The sequence below is a fragment of the Salinivibrio sp. PR932 genome (assembly GCF_001996125.1).
GTDB classification, from domain to species: domain Bacteria; phylum Pseudomonadota; class Gammaproteobacteria; order Enterobacterales; family Vibrionaceae; genus Salinivibrio; species Salinivibrio proteolyticus.
In genome coordinates this window covers 20,407-36,778 of sequence record NZ_MUFM01000006.1, presented here as the reverse complement: position 1 = coordinate 36,778, position 16,372 = coordinate 20,407, and the positions used below count along the sequence as shown (strand labels likewise).

The window sequence follows — 16,372 nt, the reverse complement described above, 5'->3', positions numbered from 1 at the left end:
TTGACGCAATTTGATCTGATTTAGGTCGAATTCTCGTTAACCTTCAGTAGAATGCCCTCATTGCTAGTAAAAAGAGATAGTCATGAACCCATTTGAAATCATTATTGTTGGCGGTGGCATGGTGGGTGCGGCCGCTGCGTTGGGATTAGCGCGTCAGGGGCGTCAGGTTGCGTTGGTTGAGCGCCAAGTTCCTCAGTCATTTTCGCCCTCACAGCCAATGGATCTTCGTGTTTCGGCTATCTCTCATGCGTCGGTGGCGCTACTGTCCGATTTAGGGGCATGGACGGACATTGAAGCCATGCGTGTGTGTCCATATCGCCGCCTTGAAACGTGGGAAGCGGAAGACAGCCGTGTCTGCTTTAGCGCAGAGCAACTCGACTTACCCCAACTGGGATATATGGTCGAAAATCGTTTGATTCAACTCGGACTCTGGCAGCAATTCTCACGCTATGACAACTTGCACGTTTTCTCGCCCGCATCGATTACATCAATGCATCAAAAGGGGCAGCAACACTATGTTGAGTTAGACAACGGCGACACACTGACAGCGCCGTGGTTGATTGGTGCGGATGGCGCAAACTCTCGAGTGCGAGACTACGCCAAGATTGGCATCACCAGCTGGGACTATCGCCAACATTGCATGCTGATTAGTGTCGAAACCGCGTCGCCGCAGCAAGATATCACATGGCAACAATTCTTCCCTTCCGGGCCGCGCTCCTTCTTGCCGCTTTGCGGTCAGCAAGCTTCCTTGGTGTGGTACGACAGCCCTCAACGTATTCAGCAATTGTGTCAGTTAGATGCGGCGCAGTTAAAAGCAGAGATTGTGGCGAATTTTCCCGCCGAAGTTGGAGAGGTGACGCCTGTCAACTGGGGCGCATTCCCGCTGACGCGACGCCATGCGCAGCAGTACCATCGTCATGGTGTTGTGGTGATTGGTGATGCTGCCCACACCATTAACCCACTCGCAGGGCAAGGGGTGAACTTAGGCTTTAAAGATGTAGCGGCCCTGCTGGATGCCTGTGCCGATGCAGGCGAACACTGGCAGGATAATGCGACATTAGTAGCTTATGAGAAAGCCCGCCGCACCGATAACATGATGATGCAAACCGGCATGGATGTGTTTTACGCCGCATTTAGCAATCGAATCACGCCTTTAAAACTGGCGCGTAATGCGTTGTTTAAACTGGCCGAACACAGTGGTCCAGTGAAAAAACATGTATTGAAGTATGCGTTAGGGCTCTAGCCTTCGCGACAAGAGCAAGGACGCGATATGGTGAACTACCAGACGATTATTTTTGATATTGGCAATGTGATGGTGCGTTGGTCACCGGAAGAAATCATCCGTCTAACCTTAGGGGACGCGGCAGATGCCCACACGTATGCCAATCAAATCTTCCCCAGTGATACTTGGCAAGCGCTGAATCGTGGCACGCTCACCGAAGCGCAAGCCAAGCAACGTTTTGCCAAAGAAACGTCGCTAAGCCCTGCGCAGCTTGAGGCACTGTTTTATTACATTAAACAGACTCAAATTTGTCTTTACGGTAGTGTCGAGTTACTTCACTCGGCCAAACAGGCTGGATACGGTGTTTATGCGTTAACCGATAATGTGCACGAAATTGTGGCGTTCTTAAAACAGCGCTATGCGTTTTGGTCGCTGTTCGATGGTGCCATCGTGTCAGCCGAAGTAGGGCACTTAAAACCCGAGCCTGATATTTATCAACGCTTGTTAGATGACTACCATCTCGACCCAGCTTCTTGTGTGTTTTTGGATGACAGGATCGCGAACGTAGAAGGTGCGAAAGCGCTAGGCATGGCGGGTATCCCTTTTACCGATGCACAGCAATGCCGCGCAGAACTCGCCAAGCTGGGGATTGTGGTGTAGCGGATGAGCCGAAGACAACGCCTAAACGCAAAAAAGCCCACATGATGTGGGCTTTTTAATATGGCTGGGGTACCAGGATTCGAACCTGGGAATGACGGGATCAAAACCCGTTGCCTTACCGCTTGGCGATACCCCAGTAGGCGTTGCCTAACTTGGTGCGGAGAGAGGGACTTGAACCCTCACGTCCTTTCGGACACTAGCACCTGAAGCTAGCGCGTCTACCAATTCCGCCACCTCCGCAAAAGGTGGATAACCCGGTAACAAAAACGCAGACCGAATTATAAAAATAATGGTGGCTACGACGGGATTCGAACCTGTGACCCCATCATTATGAGTGATGTGCTCTAACCAACTGAGCTACGTAGCCACTCTGTCAGGCGTAGTGCCTTAAGACGCTGCGAATTATGCGGATCTGGGCGAAAGGCGTCAAGGTCTGGTTATTGTTTTTTTTGCGATTTTGCATTCGTTGGCTGCAATAATCGCCATTTTGGACAATTTAGCGGCAAAGCTTACCGAGGAAGTGGCGAAGGGTGTTGAATAGTGGGAATAAAAAAACCAGCCCGGAGGCTGGTTTTATCTGATAAGGGTGGGGTCTCGACAACTCACCCAAGAGGCATGACGCGCTTATACGTTAAAGCGGAAATGGATCACATCGCCATCTTTTACGATGTAGTCTTTGCCTTCTAGGCGCCATTTACCGGCTTCTTTCGCGCCGCTTTCGCCATTGTTCGCAATATAGTCTTCATAACCGACCACTTCAGCACGGATAAAGCCTTTTTCGAAGTCAGTGTGGATTTTACCTGCCGCTTGCGGAGCTGTGGCGCCAATTGGCACGGTCCAAGCACGCACTTCTTTAACACCCGCCGTGAAGTAGGTTTGCAGGGTAAGCAGTTCATAACCGGCGCGAATCACACGGTTAAGGCCTGGCTCTTCCAGCCCCATTTCTTCTAAGAATGCAGCCGCTTCTTCGGCGTCCAGCTCGGCAATTTCGCCTTCAATTTCCGCGCACACGGCGACCACGGTGGCACCTTCTTGGGCGGCAATTTCACGTACTTTGTCGAGGTAAGGGTTGTTTTCAAAGCCATCATCGTTGACGTTGGCAATGTACATAGTGGGCTTAAGCGTCAAGAAGTTGAGGTATTGTACTGCCGCTTCTTCTTCTTTGCTTAGCTCGACAGAACGCAACATGTTGCCTTCTTCCAGCACAGGCAGCAGTTTTTCAAGCACAGTTAGCTCAAACTTAGCGTCTTTGTCGCCACCCTTGGCTTTTTTGGTGTTGCGCTGAATGGCGCGCTCACAGCTTTCAAGGTCGGCCAGTGCCAGCTCGGTGTTGATAACATCGATGTCATCCGCAGGGTCGACTTTACCGGCAACGTGAACAATGTTGTCGTTTTCAAAACAACGTACCACGTGGCCAATTGCATCGGTTTCGCGGATGTTGGCGAGGAACTTGTTTCCTAAACCTTCACCGCGTGATGCACCGGCAACCAGTCCCGCGATATCCACAAATTCCATGGTGGTTGGCAGCACTTTTTGGGGGTTAACAATCTTGGCTAACGCATCCAAGCGCAAGTCAGGCACAGGCACCACGCCCGTGTTTGGCTCGATGGTACAGAATGGAAAGTTAGCTGCGTCAATGCCAGCTTTGGTCAGTGCATTAAACAGAGTGGATTTACCTACGTTTGGTAGGCCCACGATGCCACATTTAAAACCCATGAGATGGTAACCCTTTAATCAAAAATTACTGTGCTTTGAAGGTATGCAGACGGTTTTGCGCTTTGGCAAGATCGTCTTTGAGCAAGATATCGAGGCTACGAACCGCCTCGTCCGTGGCCTGTTCGATCAGGCTTTGCTCATTGGCGGGGGCTTTGGTGAGCACATATCCCGCTACCTTGTCTTTGTGACCCGGATGGCCAATACCAATCCGGAGTCGGTAGAACGATTTATCGTTAGCTAATTTACTGATGATGTCACGCAGGCCATTGTGTCCTCCGTGTCCACCGCCTTGCTTAAACTTTGCCACACCCGGTGGCAAGTCTAGCTCGTCATGCGCCACCATGATGGCATCGACGGGAATATTGTAAAAATTAGCCAGTGCTTGAACGGCTTTACCGGACAAATTCATGTAAGTGGTTGGGATCAACAAACGCAGATCTTGACCGTGTACGGTAATGCGGCCGGTCAGGCCAAAAAACTTTTTTTCTTCTTTCAGCGGTGCATTGTGGATCCGCGCAAGTTCTTGCACGACCCAAGCGCCCGCGTTGTGGCGTGTTTGGGCATATTCTGGCCCCGGATTGGCCAATCCAACTAGTAAGCGGATCTGATTACTCACGATGTTTCTCGCTGTTTATCTACCCATCATAGCCGGTGAGCATTCTGCCCACCCCAAAAGGCGCCATATCCTACCATTGTTACGACTCAGCGGTCGAGTCAGCACTGAAAATAGACAGATAAAAAAACGCCCTGCACAGAGGCAGGGCGCTTTCACTAAGGATGCGTCTATTACGAATTAAACATCGCAGAGATGGATTCTTCGTTGCTGATACGGCGAATCGCTTCCGCTAGCATGCCAGACAGAGTCAGTTGTGAGACTCGGCCGGTAGCTTGGATTTCTGCGCTTAGCGGAATGGAGTCGGTCACCACGATTTCATCGATGACAGATTCCGCAATATTTTTCGGCGCGTCGCCAGAAAATACAGGGTGAGTTGCGTAAGCGAATACACGTTTCGCACCACGGTTTTTCAGCGCTTCAGCGGCTTTACACAGGGTGCCACCGGTATCGATCATGTCATCAACGATGATGCAGTCACGGCCTTCAACGTCACCAATCAAGTGCATAACTTGAGACACGTTCGCACGTGGACGACGTTTATCGATGATGGCAATGTCGGTATCGTCGAGCAGTTTCGCGGTTGCACGCGCTCGAACCACGCCGCCGATGTCAGGAGAGACAACAACAGGATCTTCCAAGTTCTTCGCTAGCATGTCTTCAAGCAAAACAGGGGTGCCAAAGATGTTGTCGACAGGCACGTCGAAGAAGCCTTGGATTTGCTCTGCGTGGAGATCCACGGTGAGGACGCGGTCAACGCCAACGTTGGAAAGAAAATCTGCAATAACTTTTGCGGTGATAGGAACACGGGAGGAACGTACGCGGCGGTCTTGACGGGCATAACCAAAGTAAGGGATTACTGCGGTTATACGACCTGCCGATGCACGTCGGAACGCGTCTATCATCACGACCAATTCCATTAGGTTGTCATTGGTCGGTGCACAGGTAGATTGGAGGACGAACACGTCACTACCGCGCACGTTCTCGTTAATCTGAACACACACTTCGCCGTCAGAAAAACGGCCGACAGTGGCGTCACCCAGTGACATGTAAAGACGGTTTGCGATACGTTGGGCGAGAACGGGTGTCGCGTTACCAGCGAACAGCTTCATATCAGGCACGGTGGAAACCTCGGGTTGCATCCATTTAGTAGTCACTGACTCACAGTTTGCTGCTGTAGCGCATCAAGTAGGGGTGAACGGTTCAACCCACGTGCAACAAACCCTGTCAGCCAGTTAGGCATTATGTCGAGTGTGGCCTGGGCATCTTGTGCGGTGTCAAACTCGGCAAACACGCACGCGCCTGTCCCAGTCATCCTAGACGGCGCGTATTCTAGCAGCCACGAAACAGCCTTATCAACCTCGGGGAATTGTTTACGGGCTATCTTTTCGCAATCGTTTTCGTATTTTTGCCCCATTAGCTCAGAAACTGTGCGCTTTGGCGTGTTTCTTTGCAACTGAGGATGAGTGAAAATTGCAGCGGTCGAAATCGACACGTCCGGCTTGACCACTAAGTAAACTTTTTCTTCCGGTAACACCGGTGTGAATTTTTCACCCACGCCCTCAGCCAATGCTGCTTGACCATGAATAAAAATAGGCACGTCAGCGCCCAAACGCAATCCAAGAGCCGCCAATTCATCAGCGCTGACTTGGGTCTGCCATAAATGATTGAGCGCAACCAAGGTAGTGGCGGCATCGGATGACCCGCCCCCTAATCCGCCGCCCATGGGGAGCCGTTTGTCGATATCAATGTGCGCCCCGTAGGGACATCCTGTGTGGGCTTGCAGCGCCTTGGCGGCTTTGACAATCAAGTTATCGTCTTCTTTCACCCCTTCCATGGCAGGGCTGAGGCTGATCGTCCCGGTTTGGTTAGGCGTAATGGCAAGGGTATCGCCCACGTCCAAAAACTGAAACAAGGTTTGGAGTTCGTGGTATCCGTCCTCACGACGGCCATTGATATACAAGAAGAGGTTCAGTTTGGCAGGCGCGGGCCAAAATGTGGTGTCATTCATCATCAAGCGTCCAATTGGAGATAACCAGCTTTACGGTTTGCTGGGGGCTTTTTAAGGTGATACGCGAAGGCAGCGCCGGCTGCGTGCTACCATCGTAACCGAGATAATCAATGGTCCAGCCTTGGGCGTTGCTTAAACGGGCGAGGCGGTTATCATCGCCGAGCTCAAATTGATCTCGCGATTGTGGTAAGCCAAGCAACCAAGCGGGCAGCGCGTCAATCGGTAACGACATGCCGCTCAGCCGCTCAATCAAGCGAGCCGCATCTGAGTCGGTATAAACTTGGCCTTGGTCATCCACCACGGTGGCAAGCTGCGGATCGATAGTCAGCGAGAGTAGGGTGGTCCCTAAAAAATTGGTCAGACGGAGCGTGGATTGTTCTGGCTGATGATGCCAATACAAATTCGCTGAAAACCGCTCTTGGGGTGAAATAAACGCGACCTTGCCTTTCGCCGTGTAGCTATCGATGGCCGTTAACGCCGACTGATGCGCTTGCCATTGAGTCGACGGTGGTGGGGCGGTGGCACAGCCTGACAAAATGGCGATACAGGCGGCGATGACGCAGGCGCGTAGGGGAGCAAGCATGTGCTGAGTATCCTTTCTTTGACGTCAATAAAGCGGCATCAGGGCCGTGATGCGCTTACTTTGCCACAAGCTGTGCGGAGAAAGAAGACGCCTATCGTGTCTGTATCCGTGGATACGGCACGGGTTTGGCGAGGAAGCCACCAATCTCGCGAGGCTTCACATTTCCACGCCAAGAGGATGATGCATATCAATGTTCGCTTTAATTCACGGGGGCCATCAAGTAAAATCCTCCGCTCCAATCCTTACTGGTGCTGTCGGTAACAACGCTTCATGAGCCTGTTAGTTCTCGGAATCAATCACAAAACGGCCCCCGTTGACTTGCGGGAGAAAGTCGCCTTTTCGCCGCAACAACTGGAACAAGCGTTGCAGCAACTGACCGACCACCCTCAAGTACGAAGCTGTGTGATCGTCTCAACGTGTAACCGCACTGAGCTGTACGCCGACATGCGTCAGCCGGGGATCGGCGTGCTGGTGGATTGGTTGACCGCTTTTCATCACCTAAGCAGTGATAGCCTGATGGCGAGCATTTACTATCACGAAGAACAAGCAGCGGTGAAACACCTGATGCGCGTAGCGTGTGGGTTGGACTCTTTAGTACTCGGTGAGCCCCAAATTCTAGGCCAAGTGAAGCAGGCTTATGCCAGTTCCGGAAAAGCCAATCTGATTGCGGGCTCGCTAGAAAAGCTGTTTCAAAAAGTGTTTGCCGTTGCCAAACGGGTGAGAACCGAGACGGATATCGGCGGCAATGCGGTCTCTGTTGCTTTTGCGGCTTGTACCTTGGCGCGTCAGATCTTTGAGTCGTTATCCGATGTCACCACCTTGTTGGTCGGGGCGGGGGAGACCATAGAATTAGTGACCAAGCACCTGCATGAACACAAATGCAGCAACATTATCGTGGCCAATCGGACTCAATCTCGTGCGCAGTGTTTGGCAGACCAATTTAATGCGCAGGTGATTGGGCTTGAAGCGATCCCAGAGCACTTGGCGAAAGCAGATATCGTGATTAGCTCAACGGCCGCCCCTTTGCCGCTTATTGGTAAAGGCATGGTAGAAAAAGCACTGAAACAGCGCCGTCACCAGCCCATGTTGCTGATCGATATTGCCGTGCCAAGAGACATTGAAGAAGAAGTGGGCAATCTTGCCGACGCGTATCTGTATAGTGTGGATGATTTGCAATCTATCGTGGAACGTAATCGCGAACAGCGTAAAGTAGCCGCGATCCAAGCTGAAGCGATCGTGACGGAAGAAAGCGCTGATTTCATGCGTTGGCTACGCTCACGAGAGGCGGTTGATAGTATTAAGCAATTCCGCACTCAATCGGAGCAGATCAAACAAGCCGAGCTTGAACAAAGTATTCAGGCGTTGGCCAATGGCGCAGATGCCGAAAGCGTATTGCGCCAATTGAGCAATCGTCTAACAAATAAACTGATCCATACGCCGACACAGGCAATGCAGCAAGCAGCACAAAATGGTGAGCCAGAAAAACTGGCGGTGATGCGTGCCTGTCTTGGGCTGGACAGTGATAACTAACGAAGAGATATATGAAAGCATCAATTTTAGCCAAGCTAGAATCACTGGCCGAGCGTTATGAAGAAGTTCAGCACCTGTTGGGCACGCCAGAGATCATCAACGATCAGAACAAGTTCCGTGCGCTGTCCAAAGAATACTCTCAGCTTGAAGAAGTGATTAAGTGTTTTGGTCAGTTCAAACAAGCACAAGAAGACTTGGTAGCCGCACAAGAAATGGCAAACGAAGACGACCCAGAGATGCGTGAAATGGCGCAAGAGGAAGTCGAACAGGCCAAGCAGAGCATTGCCGACTTGACCGACGAGCTGCAAATCTTGCTCCTACCCAAAGACCCTAATGATGATCGCAACTGCTTCCTTGAGATCCGTGCTGGCGCAGGCGGTGATGAGGCCGCGATTTTTGCAGGCGACCTATACCGTATGTACAGCCGTTATGCCGAGCAACGTGGCTGGAAGACTGAAATCATTAGCGCGAGCGATGGTGAGCACGGTGGTTTTAAAGAAGTGATTGCGCGCGTGGCAGGCGAAGGCGCCTATGGCGTGCTGAAATTTGAATCTGGCGGCCACCGAGTCCAACGCGTGCCGGCGACAGAATCACAAGGTCGCGTACATACCTCTGCGTGTACCGTTGCTATCTTGCCTGAAGTGCCAGAAGCAGAAATTCCAGAAATTAACCCTGCTGATTTAAAAGTGGACACCTTCCGTGCATCGGGTGCGGGTGGTCAGCACGTTAACACCACCGACTCGGCCATTCGTATTACCCACTTGCCAACCGGCACTGTGGTGGAGTGTCAAGACGAACGTTCGCAGCACAAAAACCGCGCTAAAGCGATGTCGGTACTGGCCGCTCGTTTGATTAAAGCGGAAGAAGAAAAGCGCGCTGCAGAAGAAGCGTCAACACGTCGTAACTTGTTGGGCTCAGGCGATCGCTCCGACCGTATCCGTACTTACAACTATCCACAAGGCCGAGTGTCCGATCACCGTATTAACTTAACCCTTTATCGTTTAGATGAAGTGATGCAAGGCGATTTGGATAGCTTGGTTGACCCTGTGATTCAAGAGCATCAGGCCGACCAACTCGCGGCGTTGTCAGAGCAACAATAATTATGACTGCCACGATTAGCGCACTGTTAGCGGATAGCACCCATGAATTGAGCGCTGTCGGGCATGGCTCGGCGGCCATTGATGTGAAAGTGCTGCTTTGTCATGTGCTCGATCAGCCCACCAGTTATTTGTATACCTGGCCTGACCGTAAACTGACCGCCGCTCAGCTTGCCCAGTTTCGTCAGCTGTTTGCGCGTCGTCTGCAAGGCGAACCCGTGGCGTATATTCTTGGCTATCGCGACTTTTGGACGCTGCGCCTGTCGGTGTCGCCCGCGACCTTGATCCCACGCCCAGAAACGGAGCTGTTAGTCGAGCAAGCACTGGCGGTGTTACCGGATAAGCCCTGTCGGGTATTGGATTTAGGCACAGGCACAGGCGCGATTGCGCTGGCGATTGCGTCAGAGCGCGCTGATGCCACCGTGGTGGGCGTCGATCTGATGCCAGAGGCGGTATTATTAGCCAGCCGGAACGCACACGACAATCAAATCACCAATGCGCACTTTATTCAAAGTGATTGGTTTGATGCGCTCAGCGACATGCAGCCTTTTGATCTGATTGTCAGCAACCCGCCCTACATCGACGGTGCCGATCCGCATTTGCAGCAAGGCGACGTACGGTTTGAACCAGCGAGTGCGCTGGTGGCAGACGAGAGTGGGCTGGCAGATATTCGCCACATTGGTGCGACTGCGCGGACATATTTGGCCGCATCTGGTTGGCTAATGGTAGAGCATGGCTATGACCAAGGCGCAGCAGTGCGCGCGCTTTGGCAACGACAAGGATGGGGCAATATTGCAACCCAGCAGGATCTCGCTGGGCTCGATAGAGTCACTGTCGCTCAGAACGTATAATTCTAACTGACTGGAAGCAGGAACTTTTTATGATCTACATGGCACTAAAGCATACCCATTTATTGAGTATTGTCTTGAGCCTTTCGCTATTCGTGATCCGCTTTTTTTGGGTGATGCGTGGCAGTGAGATGCTCAACAAAAAATGGGTCAAAGTGACACCCCATGTTGTCGATACCGTATTATTGACCACCGGAATTGGCCTGATTTTTGTAACAGGTTTTGTGCCATTTACGCCAAGCGGGGCGTGGATGACCGAAAAGCTGACTTGTGTACTGGCTTACATTGCGCTCGGATTTGTCACCTTGCACTACAGCCGTGGCAAACTCTTTCGCACCTTTGCGTTCTTTGGCGCCTTGGGTTGGGCGTATGCAGCAGCCAATTTAGCGTTAACGAAAGTACCACACCTAATGGGATAACAGGATGCCATTAACCGATCAACAACTGGATCAGCTCACACTGGCAGAGGGCGCCTTAACATTGAACCACGCGCTCGATCCGTCGATCGATGTTAATCACGTTCAGGCCTCACTGGAGCTGTTGGCGGACGAAGCCGAACATCTGCTGGGCAGCGAACCCGATATGGCTTTGCGCCTCGAGGGCTTGCGTCGCCTTTTCTATCATCAATGGCAATTTACGGGCGACTTCGAGCAATACTTTTCCTCGGAGAACGTCTTTATTCACCATGTACTGTCGCGCAAAAAAGGGATCCCAGTCTCGCTCGGTGCGATCTTTTTGTACCTGTGTGAGCGCCTCTCGCTACCCGTCAAACCGGTTGGCTTTCCAACTCAGCTGCTGTTGCGCATTGATGAGTTAGAAGACACCCCCGTATACCTCAATCCATTTGATGGTGAGCGTGTCAGCATGCGAACCCTGCGTGGCTGGCTGATAGGCAGTCAAGGACCGTTTGCTGAGCTAGATCCATCGCACCTTGAAGTGAGTGACCACCCATCGATCATTGGTCGTTGGTTGGCCGTCGCCAAAAGTGCGTTATTGCGCGAAGAAAAGTACGCGATGGCATTACGTTGTAGCGAACTCGCGCTAACCTTTAGCCCTGACGACCCATACGAGATTCGCGATCGCGGCTATATCTTTCAGCAACTCGATTGTGATCGGGTTGCGGCGACCGACTATGAGTACTTTATTGAGCAATGCCCGGATGATCCGGCGGCAGAGCTGTTAAAGATGCAAGTGAAAGTACTCAACGAAGAACAACCGACTTTACATTAGCGCGCTGCTTTCAGTGCGACCAAGGAACTAACCATGACGCAAAAAACCGTTCACATTGGCGATATGCCAGTGGCTAACGACCGTCCTTTTACGCTGTTTGCTGGCATGAATGTGCTGGAGTCTCGCGATTTAGCGATGCAAATCTGTGAGCACTACGTCAAGGTAACGGACAAACTGGGCATCCCTTATGTCTTTAAAGCCTCCTTTGATAAGGCGAACCGTTCATCCGTACATTCATACCGTGGACCGGGAATGGAAGAAGGCCTGAAGATCTTTGAAGAGCTGAAAAGCACCTTTGGCGTCAAAGTGATCACCGACATTCATGAGCAAGAGCAAGCGGCACCGGTAGCGGAAGTGGCGGACGTGATCCAGCTGCCAGCGTTCTTGGCCCGCCAAACCGACTTGGTGGCAGCGATGGCCAAAACCGATGCGGTGATCAACGTGAAAAAACCCCAGTTTATGAGCCCAGGCCAAGTGGGGAATATCGTGGATAAATTCGCGGAGTGCGGCAACGAGAAAGTGATTTTGTGTGAGCGTGGTAGCTGCCACGGTTACGATAACTTGGTCGTGGATATGCTGGGCTTTGATGTGATGAAAAAGGCCTCTAACGGCAGCCCGATCATCTTTGATGTTACTCATGCCCTGCAATGTCGCGATCCGATGGGCGCTGCATCTGGTGGCCGTCGCCAACAAACAGTAGATTTAGCGCGTGCTGGGTTAGGGACCAAAATTGCGGGCTTATTCATTGAGGCGCATCCAGATCCAGACAATGCACGTTGTGATGGCCCTTCAGCACTACCGCTAGATAAACTCGAGCCTTTTCTTGCGCAAATGAAAGCGCTGGATGATGTGATTAAAAACTTTGCAGAGATTGATATTCGCTAATTGGCGAATGATCGAGACCCAGAAAGCTGCCTATTGGCAGCTTTTTTTATCTACGGCTTGCGGTCACGCCTTAACGGTGAGCAGTCGTCTATCAGTCGATATGTGTGGCACTCACACCTTGTTGCATGTCTTCGTTTAGGCGCGTTACTAAATAGTCAATCAGAGTGCGGAGTCGTTTGGGCATCAAGGTACGATTGGCATACACCAAGCTGATGGGTACCGCCGGCATTTGCCAGTCGCTAAGCAGTTGGACCAAACGGCCTGATTCAAAGTGCGGACGACATAAGAACGTCGGTAATACCGCAATGCCGAGGCCATCAAGGCATGCCTGCAACGAGGCCGTAATGGTGTTGACCCGCAGCTGATAGGGGAGGTCGACACTAAAACTCTGCCCCTGCTTGTCATACAACTCCCACGCTAACAGCTTCACCGCTTGGTTATACACTTTGACTTGGCGATGCGGTGAACGAAGATCGGCAGGGCTTTGCACCGTGCCAGTTTCGGCTAAATACGCTGGGCTTGCCGCCACCACACGGGTTGAATTGGTGAGCAGGCGTGAAACGAGGTTTGAGTCTTTGCGTGTCCCCACTTGCGCGTAGAGATCAATGCCTTCACCAATAATGTCGACTTCACGGTTACTCATCTCAAGGTGCACGCGGATATGCGGATGCAGCTTGATGAACTCGTTGATGTAAGGCCCCAATACCTGATGACCGAGCTCAACGGGCATCACCACATTTAAATCCCCTTGGATCAATTCTTGGTGAGCGGTGATTTCAATTTCTGCCTGCTCCATGATGTCTTTCGCCAACAAGCATGATTGGTAAAAGCGCTCGCCCTCCGCGGTCAGCTTTAAACTGCGCGTGGAGCGCGTGATCAAACGCACACCTAGACTGCGCTCAAGGTCAGAGACTTTTCGACTGACCGTCGATTTTGTCATTCCCAGTGCCTCAGCCGCTTGCGTGAAACTGCCTAATTCCACCACTTTCACCAAGATGGCGAGCGCATTGAAGTCCAACATCCTTCCTCTGATTAGATTCATTTTTGCAACAGTGTTTTTGATTATAGCGCGATTATTAATTAATACGATTGGTTTACAATTCGAAACACTTTGCTTGGTATTGATTTAATTAACATTAGTGAGACCTCATGACAGCCTCAACCGCTTCGAAACGCGTTAAAGCGCCACTATTGGCGACCTTGATATTCCTCGTGATTGGTGTGCTTGGCGCAGGGTACTGGTGGATGGAAGGGCAGTATCATGTGTCGACCGATAACGCCTACCTAAAAGGGGACATCGTTACCATCAGTCCCAAAGTCTCTGGCTATATCGTGGCCCGATATGTCGACGATAACCAGTTTGTAAAAGCCGGAACCTTATTGGCCGAAATTGACGATCGCGATTATCGTACCGCGGTCTCCCAAGCTAAAGCAGCACTCGCCTCGGCAAGCGCTAATGTCGAGCACCTGCACGCACAGCAAACCTTACAGCACAGTAAGATCCGCCAAGCCGCGAGTCAGATGGCATCCGCGCAAGCTGAGTACGATCGCGCCAAGCAGCAAGTGGCCCGTACCCAGCGTTTAATCGCGCAGCATTATTCCTCTGAAGATGAATTGGATGCCCAACTTGCGCAGCAAAAAGTGCGACTCGCCCAGTTAGAACAAGCTAAAGCCGCGCATCATGCCGCCAGTGACCAATTGGCCGTGTTAGCCAGTGAGCTGAAACAAGCCCAAGCTGCGATTGATGACGCCACCGCTAAGCTGACTCAAGCGCAGCTTAACTTGGATGATACCCGCCTTTATGCGCCCGTTGATGGGGTGATTGGCAAACGGAGCTTACGTGTTGGCATGTTGGTTCAGCCGGGTATGCCGTTAGTTAGCTTGGTGCCTCAAGGGGAGGTGTGGGTTGAAGCGAATTTTAAAGAAACGCAGCTTGCGCATATCCAGCCGGGGCAATCGGTGGATATTGAAGTGGACGCGTTTCCCGGACAAGCACTGCATGGCGTGGTCGATAGCTTCTCGCCAGCCACGGGCGCACAGTTTGCGCTGCTGCCCCCTGAAAATGCCACCGGGAACTTTACAAAAATTGTTCAGCGGGTGCCGATTAAAGTGCGGATCCCCGATCAGCCACTTAAAGCTAAGTTATTGCCAGGACTATCTGTGATTGCAACGGTAGATACACGAGGCTGAATATGACCGCGACAGCGTTAACCGCCGAAGCCTACAGCGATCGGGTGCCGCTCAAAAACTGGATTGCCCTCTTAGGTGGGTTGATTGGGGCCTTTATGGCCATTCTCGACATTCAAATCACCAATGCCTCGCTAAAAGATATTCAAGGGGCGCTGTCGGCGACCTTGGATGAAAGCTCGTGGATCTCGACCTCCTATCTGGTGGCAGAGATGATTGCGATCCCGCTCAGTGGCTGGTTATCGCGGGCGCTGGGCGTACGGCGCTATCTGACATGGACCACCGCGGTGTTTACGCTGTCATCTTTTTTGTGCTCACTGTCATGGAACATGAGTGCGATGATCGTGTTTCGCGCCATGCAAGGATTTAGTGGCGGTGCGCTGATCCCACTGGCTTTCTCGCTGGTGGTGCAACTGCTACCTGCCAACAAACGGGCGATTGGTATGGCGATGTTCGGTGTCACGGCGACGTTTGCGCCTGCCATCGGGCCTACTTTTGGTGGCTGGCTGACGGAAAATTTGTCGTGGCACTATATTTTCTACATCAATATTCCACCAGCAATGCTGGTGATAGCCATGATCCGCTACGGGCTTGAGGATACGCCGTTATCATTGTCATTGCTGAAAAAGGCCGATTGGGTCGGAATTGCCACTATGGCATTAGGGCTTGGCTGCTTAGAAGTGGTGCTTGAAGAGGGTAATCGTGAAGATTGGTTTGGCTCGTCGTTTATTCTCACGCTCAGTGCGATTTCCGTGGTGAACATCGTCTACTTTGTGATTAACGAACTGCAACACCCCCGTCCACTGGTGAATTTGCGGTTATTGAAAGACAAGCAATTTGCCTTATCCTGCTTTGCCTATTTAATTTTGGGTATGGCCTTACTTGGCTCGATTTACGTGTTGCCGCTGTATCTCACCCAAATCCAGCACTACAACGCGATGCAAATTGGCCAAGTGCTGATGTGGATGGGGCTGCCACAGTTGTTACTCTTTCCGCTCGTGCCTAAGTTAATGCGCGTGTTTCGCCCAACCCACATGGTGACATTTGGTTTTGTAATGTTTGGGCTCAGTTGTTACGTCAACACACACATGACCGTCGACTTTGGTGGTCAGCAGCTGGTTTTATCCATGATCCTGCGTGCCATTGGTAGTCCATTTATTATGGTGCCTTTGTCGATAGTGGCACTGAAGCATATCCAGCGTGATGACACGCCAGATGCCTCCACACTCACCAATGTGATGCGTAATTTGGGCGGTGCGTTTAGCATTGCCATGATAGCGACCTTGCTAGATAACCAAACACGCTTGCACTTAGCGAACATCAAAGCCACCTTGTCCACAGTGAGCGAGCAAGGTTGGCAGCGTTTGCACCAACAAACAGATTGGTTTATCGCCAAAGGCAGTGATGCCACCACCGCGTTGCATCAAGCACAAGCCAGCGTGCTGAGTGTGATGCAACGTGACGCCGCCATTATGGCGTACAACGATGCCTTTATTGTGATGACCGGCTTTTTAGCATTGGCAGCCGTAGTGATCCTCTCGCTCGAAGACTAACCCCCGCTCGATAGTCACCACGTAAAATGGGAGCGGTGCACCGCCGCTTCCTTCGCTATCCTTCCTGATAAGTTCAAGTAGCTTGACCGACAAACGGTGTTGTCCGATGCATTCGGCTATTGTCGCTGTCTTTTCGTCTGCCACCGTGTCACTTGTTCGGGGTCGTCATGCGCTCGAGATAACCTATGTTTGCGAAACACTGTCTAGCAGTGACTACGAGCCGTTAAGGTTTTTAGA

At 51.7% G+C, this 16,372-nt stretch carries 16 protein-coding genes and 3 tRNA genes; 10 read left to right on the top strand and 9 right to left on the bottom strand.

Translation table 11 applies throughout. The features are described 5' to 3' along the window. The first annotated feature begins 82 nt into the window (after window positions 1-82). Together BZG84_RS04315 and BZG84_RS04310 are read left to right on the top strand one after the other, a co-directional pair. The gene (locus BZG84_RS04315) at window positions 83-1,243 is read left to right on the top strand and encodes a 2-octaprenyl-3-methyl-6-methoxy-1,4-benzoquinol hydroxylase (protein ID WP_077677998.1); all 1,161 of its coding nucleotides are present in this window, start codon (window positions 83-85) and stop codon (window positions 1,241-1,243) included. A 27-nt stretch (window positions 1,244-1,270) separates the two neighbouring features. After that, on the top strand, window positions 1,271-1,882 hold the full coding sequence (locus tag BZG84_RS04310; RefSeq protein WP_077677997.1) for an HAD family hydrolase: 612 nt from the start codon (window positions 1,271-1,273) through the stop codon (window positions 1,880-1,882). 61 nt (window positions 1,883-1,943) lie between these two features. Here the strand turns inward: BZG84_RS04310 and BZG84_RS04305 are convergent. The 8 genes from BZG84_RS04305 to lolB all read right to left on the bottom strand — a co-directional run bounded on the left by BZG84_RS04305 (window position 1,944) and on the right by lolB (window position 6,805). Next, window positions 1,944-2,018 (bottom strand) — tRNA-Gln (locus tag BZG84_RS04305). 17 nt (window positions 2,019-2,035) lie between these two features. Further along, a tRNA-Leu gene (locus BZG84_RS04300) sits at window positions 2,036-2,122 on the bottom strand. A gap of 50 nt (window positions 2,123-2,172) precedes the next feature. After that, window positions 2,173-2,249 (bottom strand) — tRNA-Met (locus BZG84_RS04295). Between the two features lie 257 nt (window positions 2,250-2,506). After that, window positions 2,507-3,598: a redox-regulated ATPase YchF gene (gene ychF / locus BZG84_RS04290; protein ID WP_069587380.1), complete on the bottom strand. Its 1,092-nt coding sequence runs from the start codon at window positions 3,596-3,598 to the stop codon at window positions 2,507-2,509. A gap of 25 nt (window positions 3,599-3,623) precedes the next feature. Next, window positions 3,624-4,214 carry an aminoacyl-tRNA hydrolase gene (gene pth, locus BZG84_RS04285; protein ID WP_069587379.1) on the bottom strand — a complete coding sequence of 197 codons (591 nt, stop codon included), beginning with the start codon at window positions 4,212-4,214 and terminating at the stop codon, window positions 3,624-3,626. 170 nt (window positions 4,215-4,384) lie between these two features. After that, complete coding sequence (locus tag BZG84_RS04280; RefSeq protein WP_131825056.1) at window positions 4,385-5,332, bottom strand: ribose-phosphate pyrophosphokinase; 948 nt, start codon at window positions 5,330-5,332, stop codon at window positions 4,385-4,387. A 32-nt stretch (window positions 5,333-5,364) separates the two neighbouring features. Next, complete coding sequence (gene ispE / locus BZG84_RS04275) at window positions 5,365-6,225, bottom strand: 4-(cytidine 5'-diphospho)-2-C-methyl-D-erythritol kinase (protein ID WP_077457334.1); 861 nt, start codon at window positions 6,223-6,225, stop codon at window positions 5,365-5,367. Further along, window positions 6,215-6,805, bottom strand: a complete 591-nt coding sequence (gene lolB, locus BZG84_RS04270; protein WP_077479701.1) for a lipoprotein insertase outer membrane protein LolB — start codon at window positions 6,803-6,805, stop codon at window positions 6,215-6,217. Before lolB ends, ispE begins: the two co-directional genes overlap by 11 nt. 270 nt (window positions 6,806-7,075) lie before the next feature. On the opposite strand from lolB, the gene hemA reads away from it, so the two are divergent. Genes hemA through kdsA form a run of 6 tightly spaced genes read left to right on the top strand, consistent with a single transcriptional unit; the run spans window position 7,076 to window position 12,395 of the window. Next, a complete protein-coding gene (gene hemA / locus BZG84_RS04265) occupies window positions 7,076-8,335 on the top strand; it encodes a glutamyl-tRNA reductase (protein WP_077677996.1) in 1,260 nt (419 codons plus the stop codon). Between the two features lie 11 nt (window positions 8,336-8,346). Beyond that, window positions 8,347-9,435 (top strand): peptide chain release factor 1, encoded by a 1,089-nt coding sequence (gene prfA, locus BZG84_RS04260; RefSeq protein WP_077479699.1) that lies wholly within the window; start codon window positions 8,347-8,349, stop codon window positions 9,433-9,435. A gap of 2 nt (window positions 9,436-9,437) precedes the next feature. After that, window positions 9,438-10,283: a peptide chain release factor N(5)-glutamine methyltransferase gene (gene prmC / locus BZG84_RS04255; RefSeq protein WP_077479698.1), complete on the top strand. Its 846-nt coding sequence runs from the start codon at window positions 9,438-9,440 to the stop codon at window positions 10,281-10,283. A gap of 32 nt (window positions 10,284-10,315) precedes the next feature. Next, a complete protein-coding gene (locus BZG84_RS04250) occupies window positions 10,316-10,699 on the top strand; it encodes a SirB2 family protein (RefSeq protein ID WP_069587478.1) in 384 nt (127 codons plus the stop codon). Window positions 10,700-10,703: 4 nt separating this feature from the next. Then, window positions 10,704-11,510, top strand: a complete 807-nt coding sequence (locus BZG84_RS04245; RefSeq protein ID WP_077479697.1) for a SirB1 family protein — start codon at window positions 10,704-10,706, stop codon at window positions 11,508-11,510. Between the two features lie 33 nt (window positions 11,511-11,543). After that, the gene (kdsA, locus tag BZG84_RS04240) at window positions 11,544-12,395 is read left to right on the top strand and encodes a 3-deoxy-8-phosphooctulonate synthase (RefSeq protein WP_077457326.1); all 852 of its coding nucleotides are present in this window, start codon (window positions 11,544-11,546) and stop codon (window positions 12,393-12,395) included. A gap of 91 nt (window positions 12,396-12,486) precedes the next feature. On the opposite strand, the gene BZG84_RS04235 is transcribed toward kdsA, so the two are convergent. Next, window positions 12,487-13,413 carry a LysR family transcriptional regulator gene (locus BZG84_RS04235; protein ID WP_077678007.1) on the bottom strand — a complete coding sequence of 309 codons (927 nt, stop codon included), beginning with the start codon at window positions 13,411-13,413 and terminating at the stop codon, window positions 12,487-12,489. Window positions 13,414-13,544: 131 nt separating this feature from the next. On the opposite strand from BZG84_RS04235, the gene BZG84_RS04230 reads away from it, so the two are divergent. Continuing rightward, window positions 13,545-14,585, top strand: coding sequence for an HlyD family secretion protein (locus tag BZG84_RS04230; RefSeq protein ID WP_077479695.1), 1,041 nt, complete (start codon window positions 13,545-13,547; stop codon window positions 14,583-14,585). A 2-nt stretch (window positions 14,586-14,587) separates the two neighbouring features. Beyond that, complete coding sequence (locus BZG84_RS04225; RefSeq protein ID WP_077479694.1) at window positions 14,588-16,135, top strand: DHA2 family efflux MFS transporter permease subunit; 1,548 nt, start codon at window positions 14,588-14,590, stop codon at window positions 16,133-16,135. Window positions 16,136-16,372 lie beyond the last annotated feature (237 nt).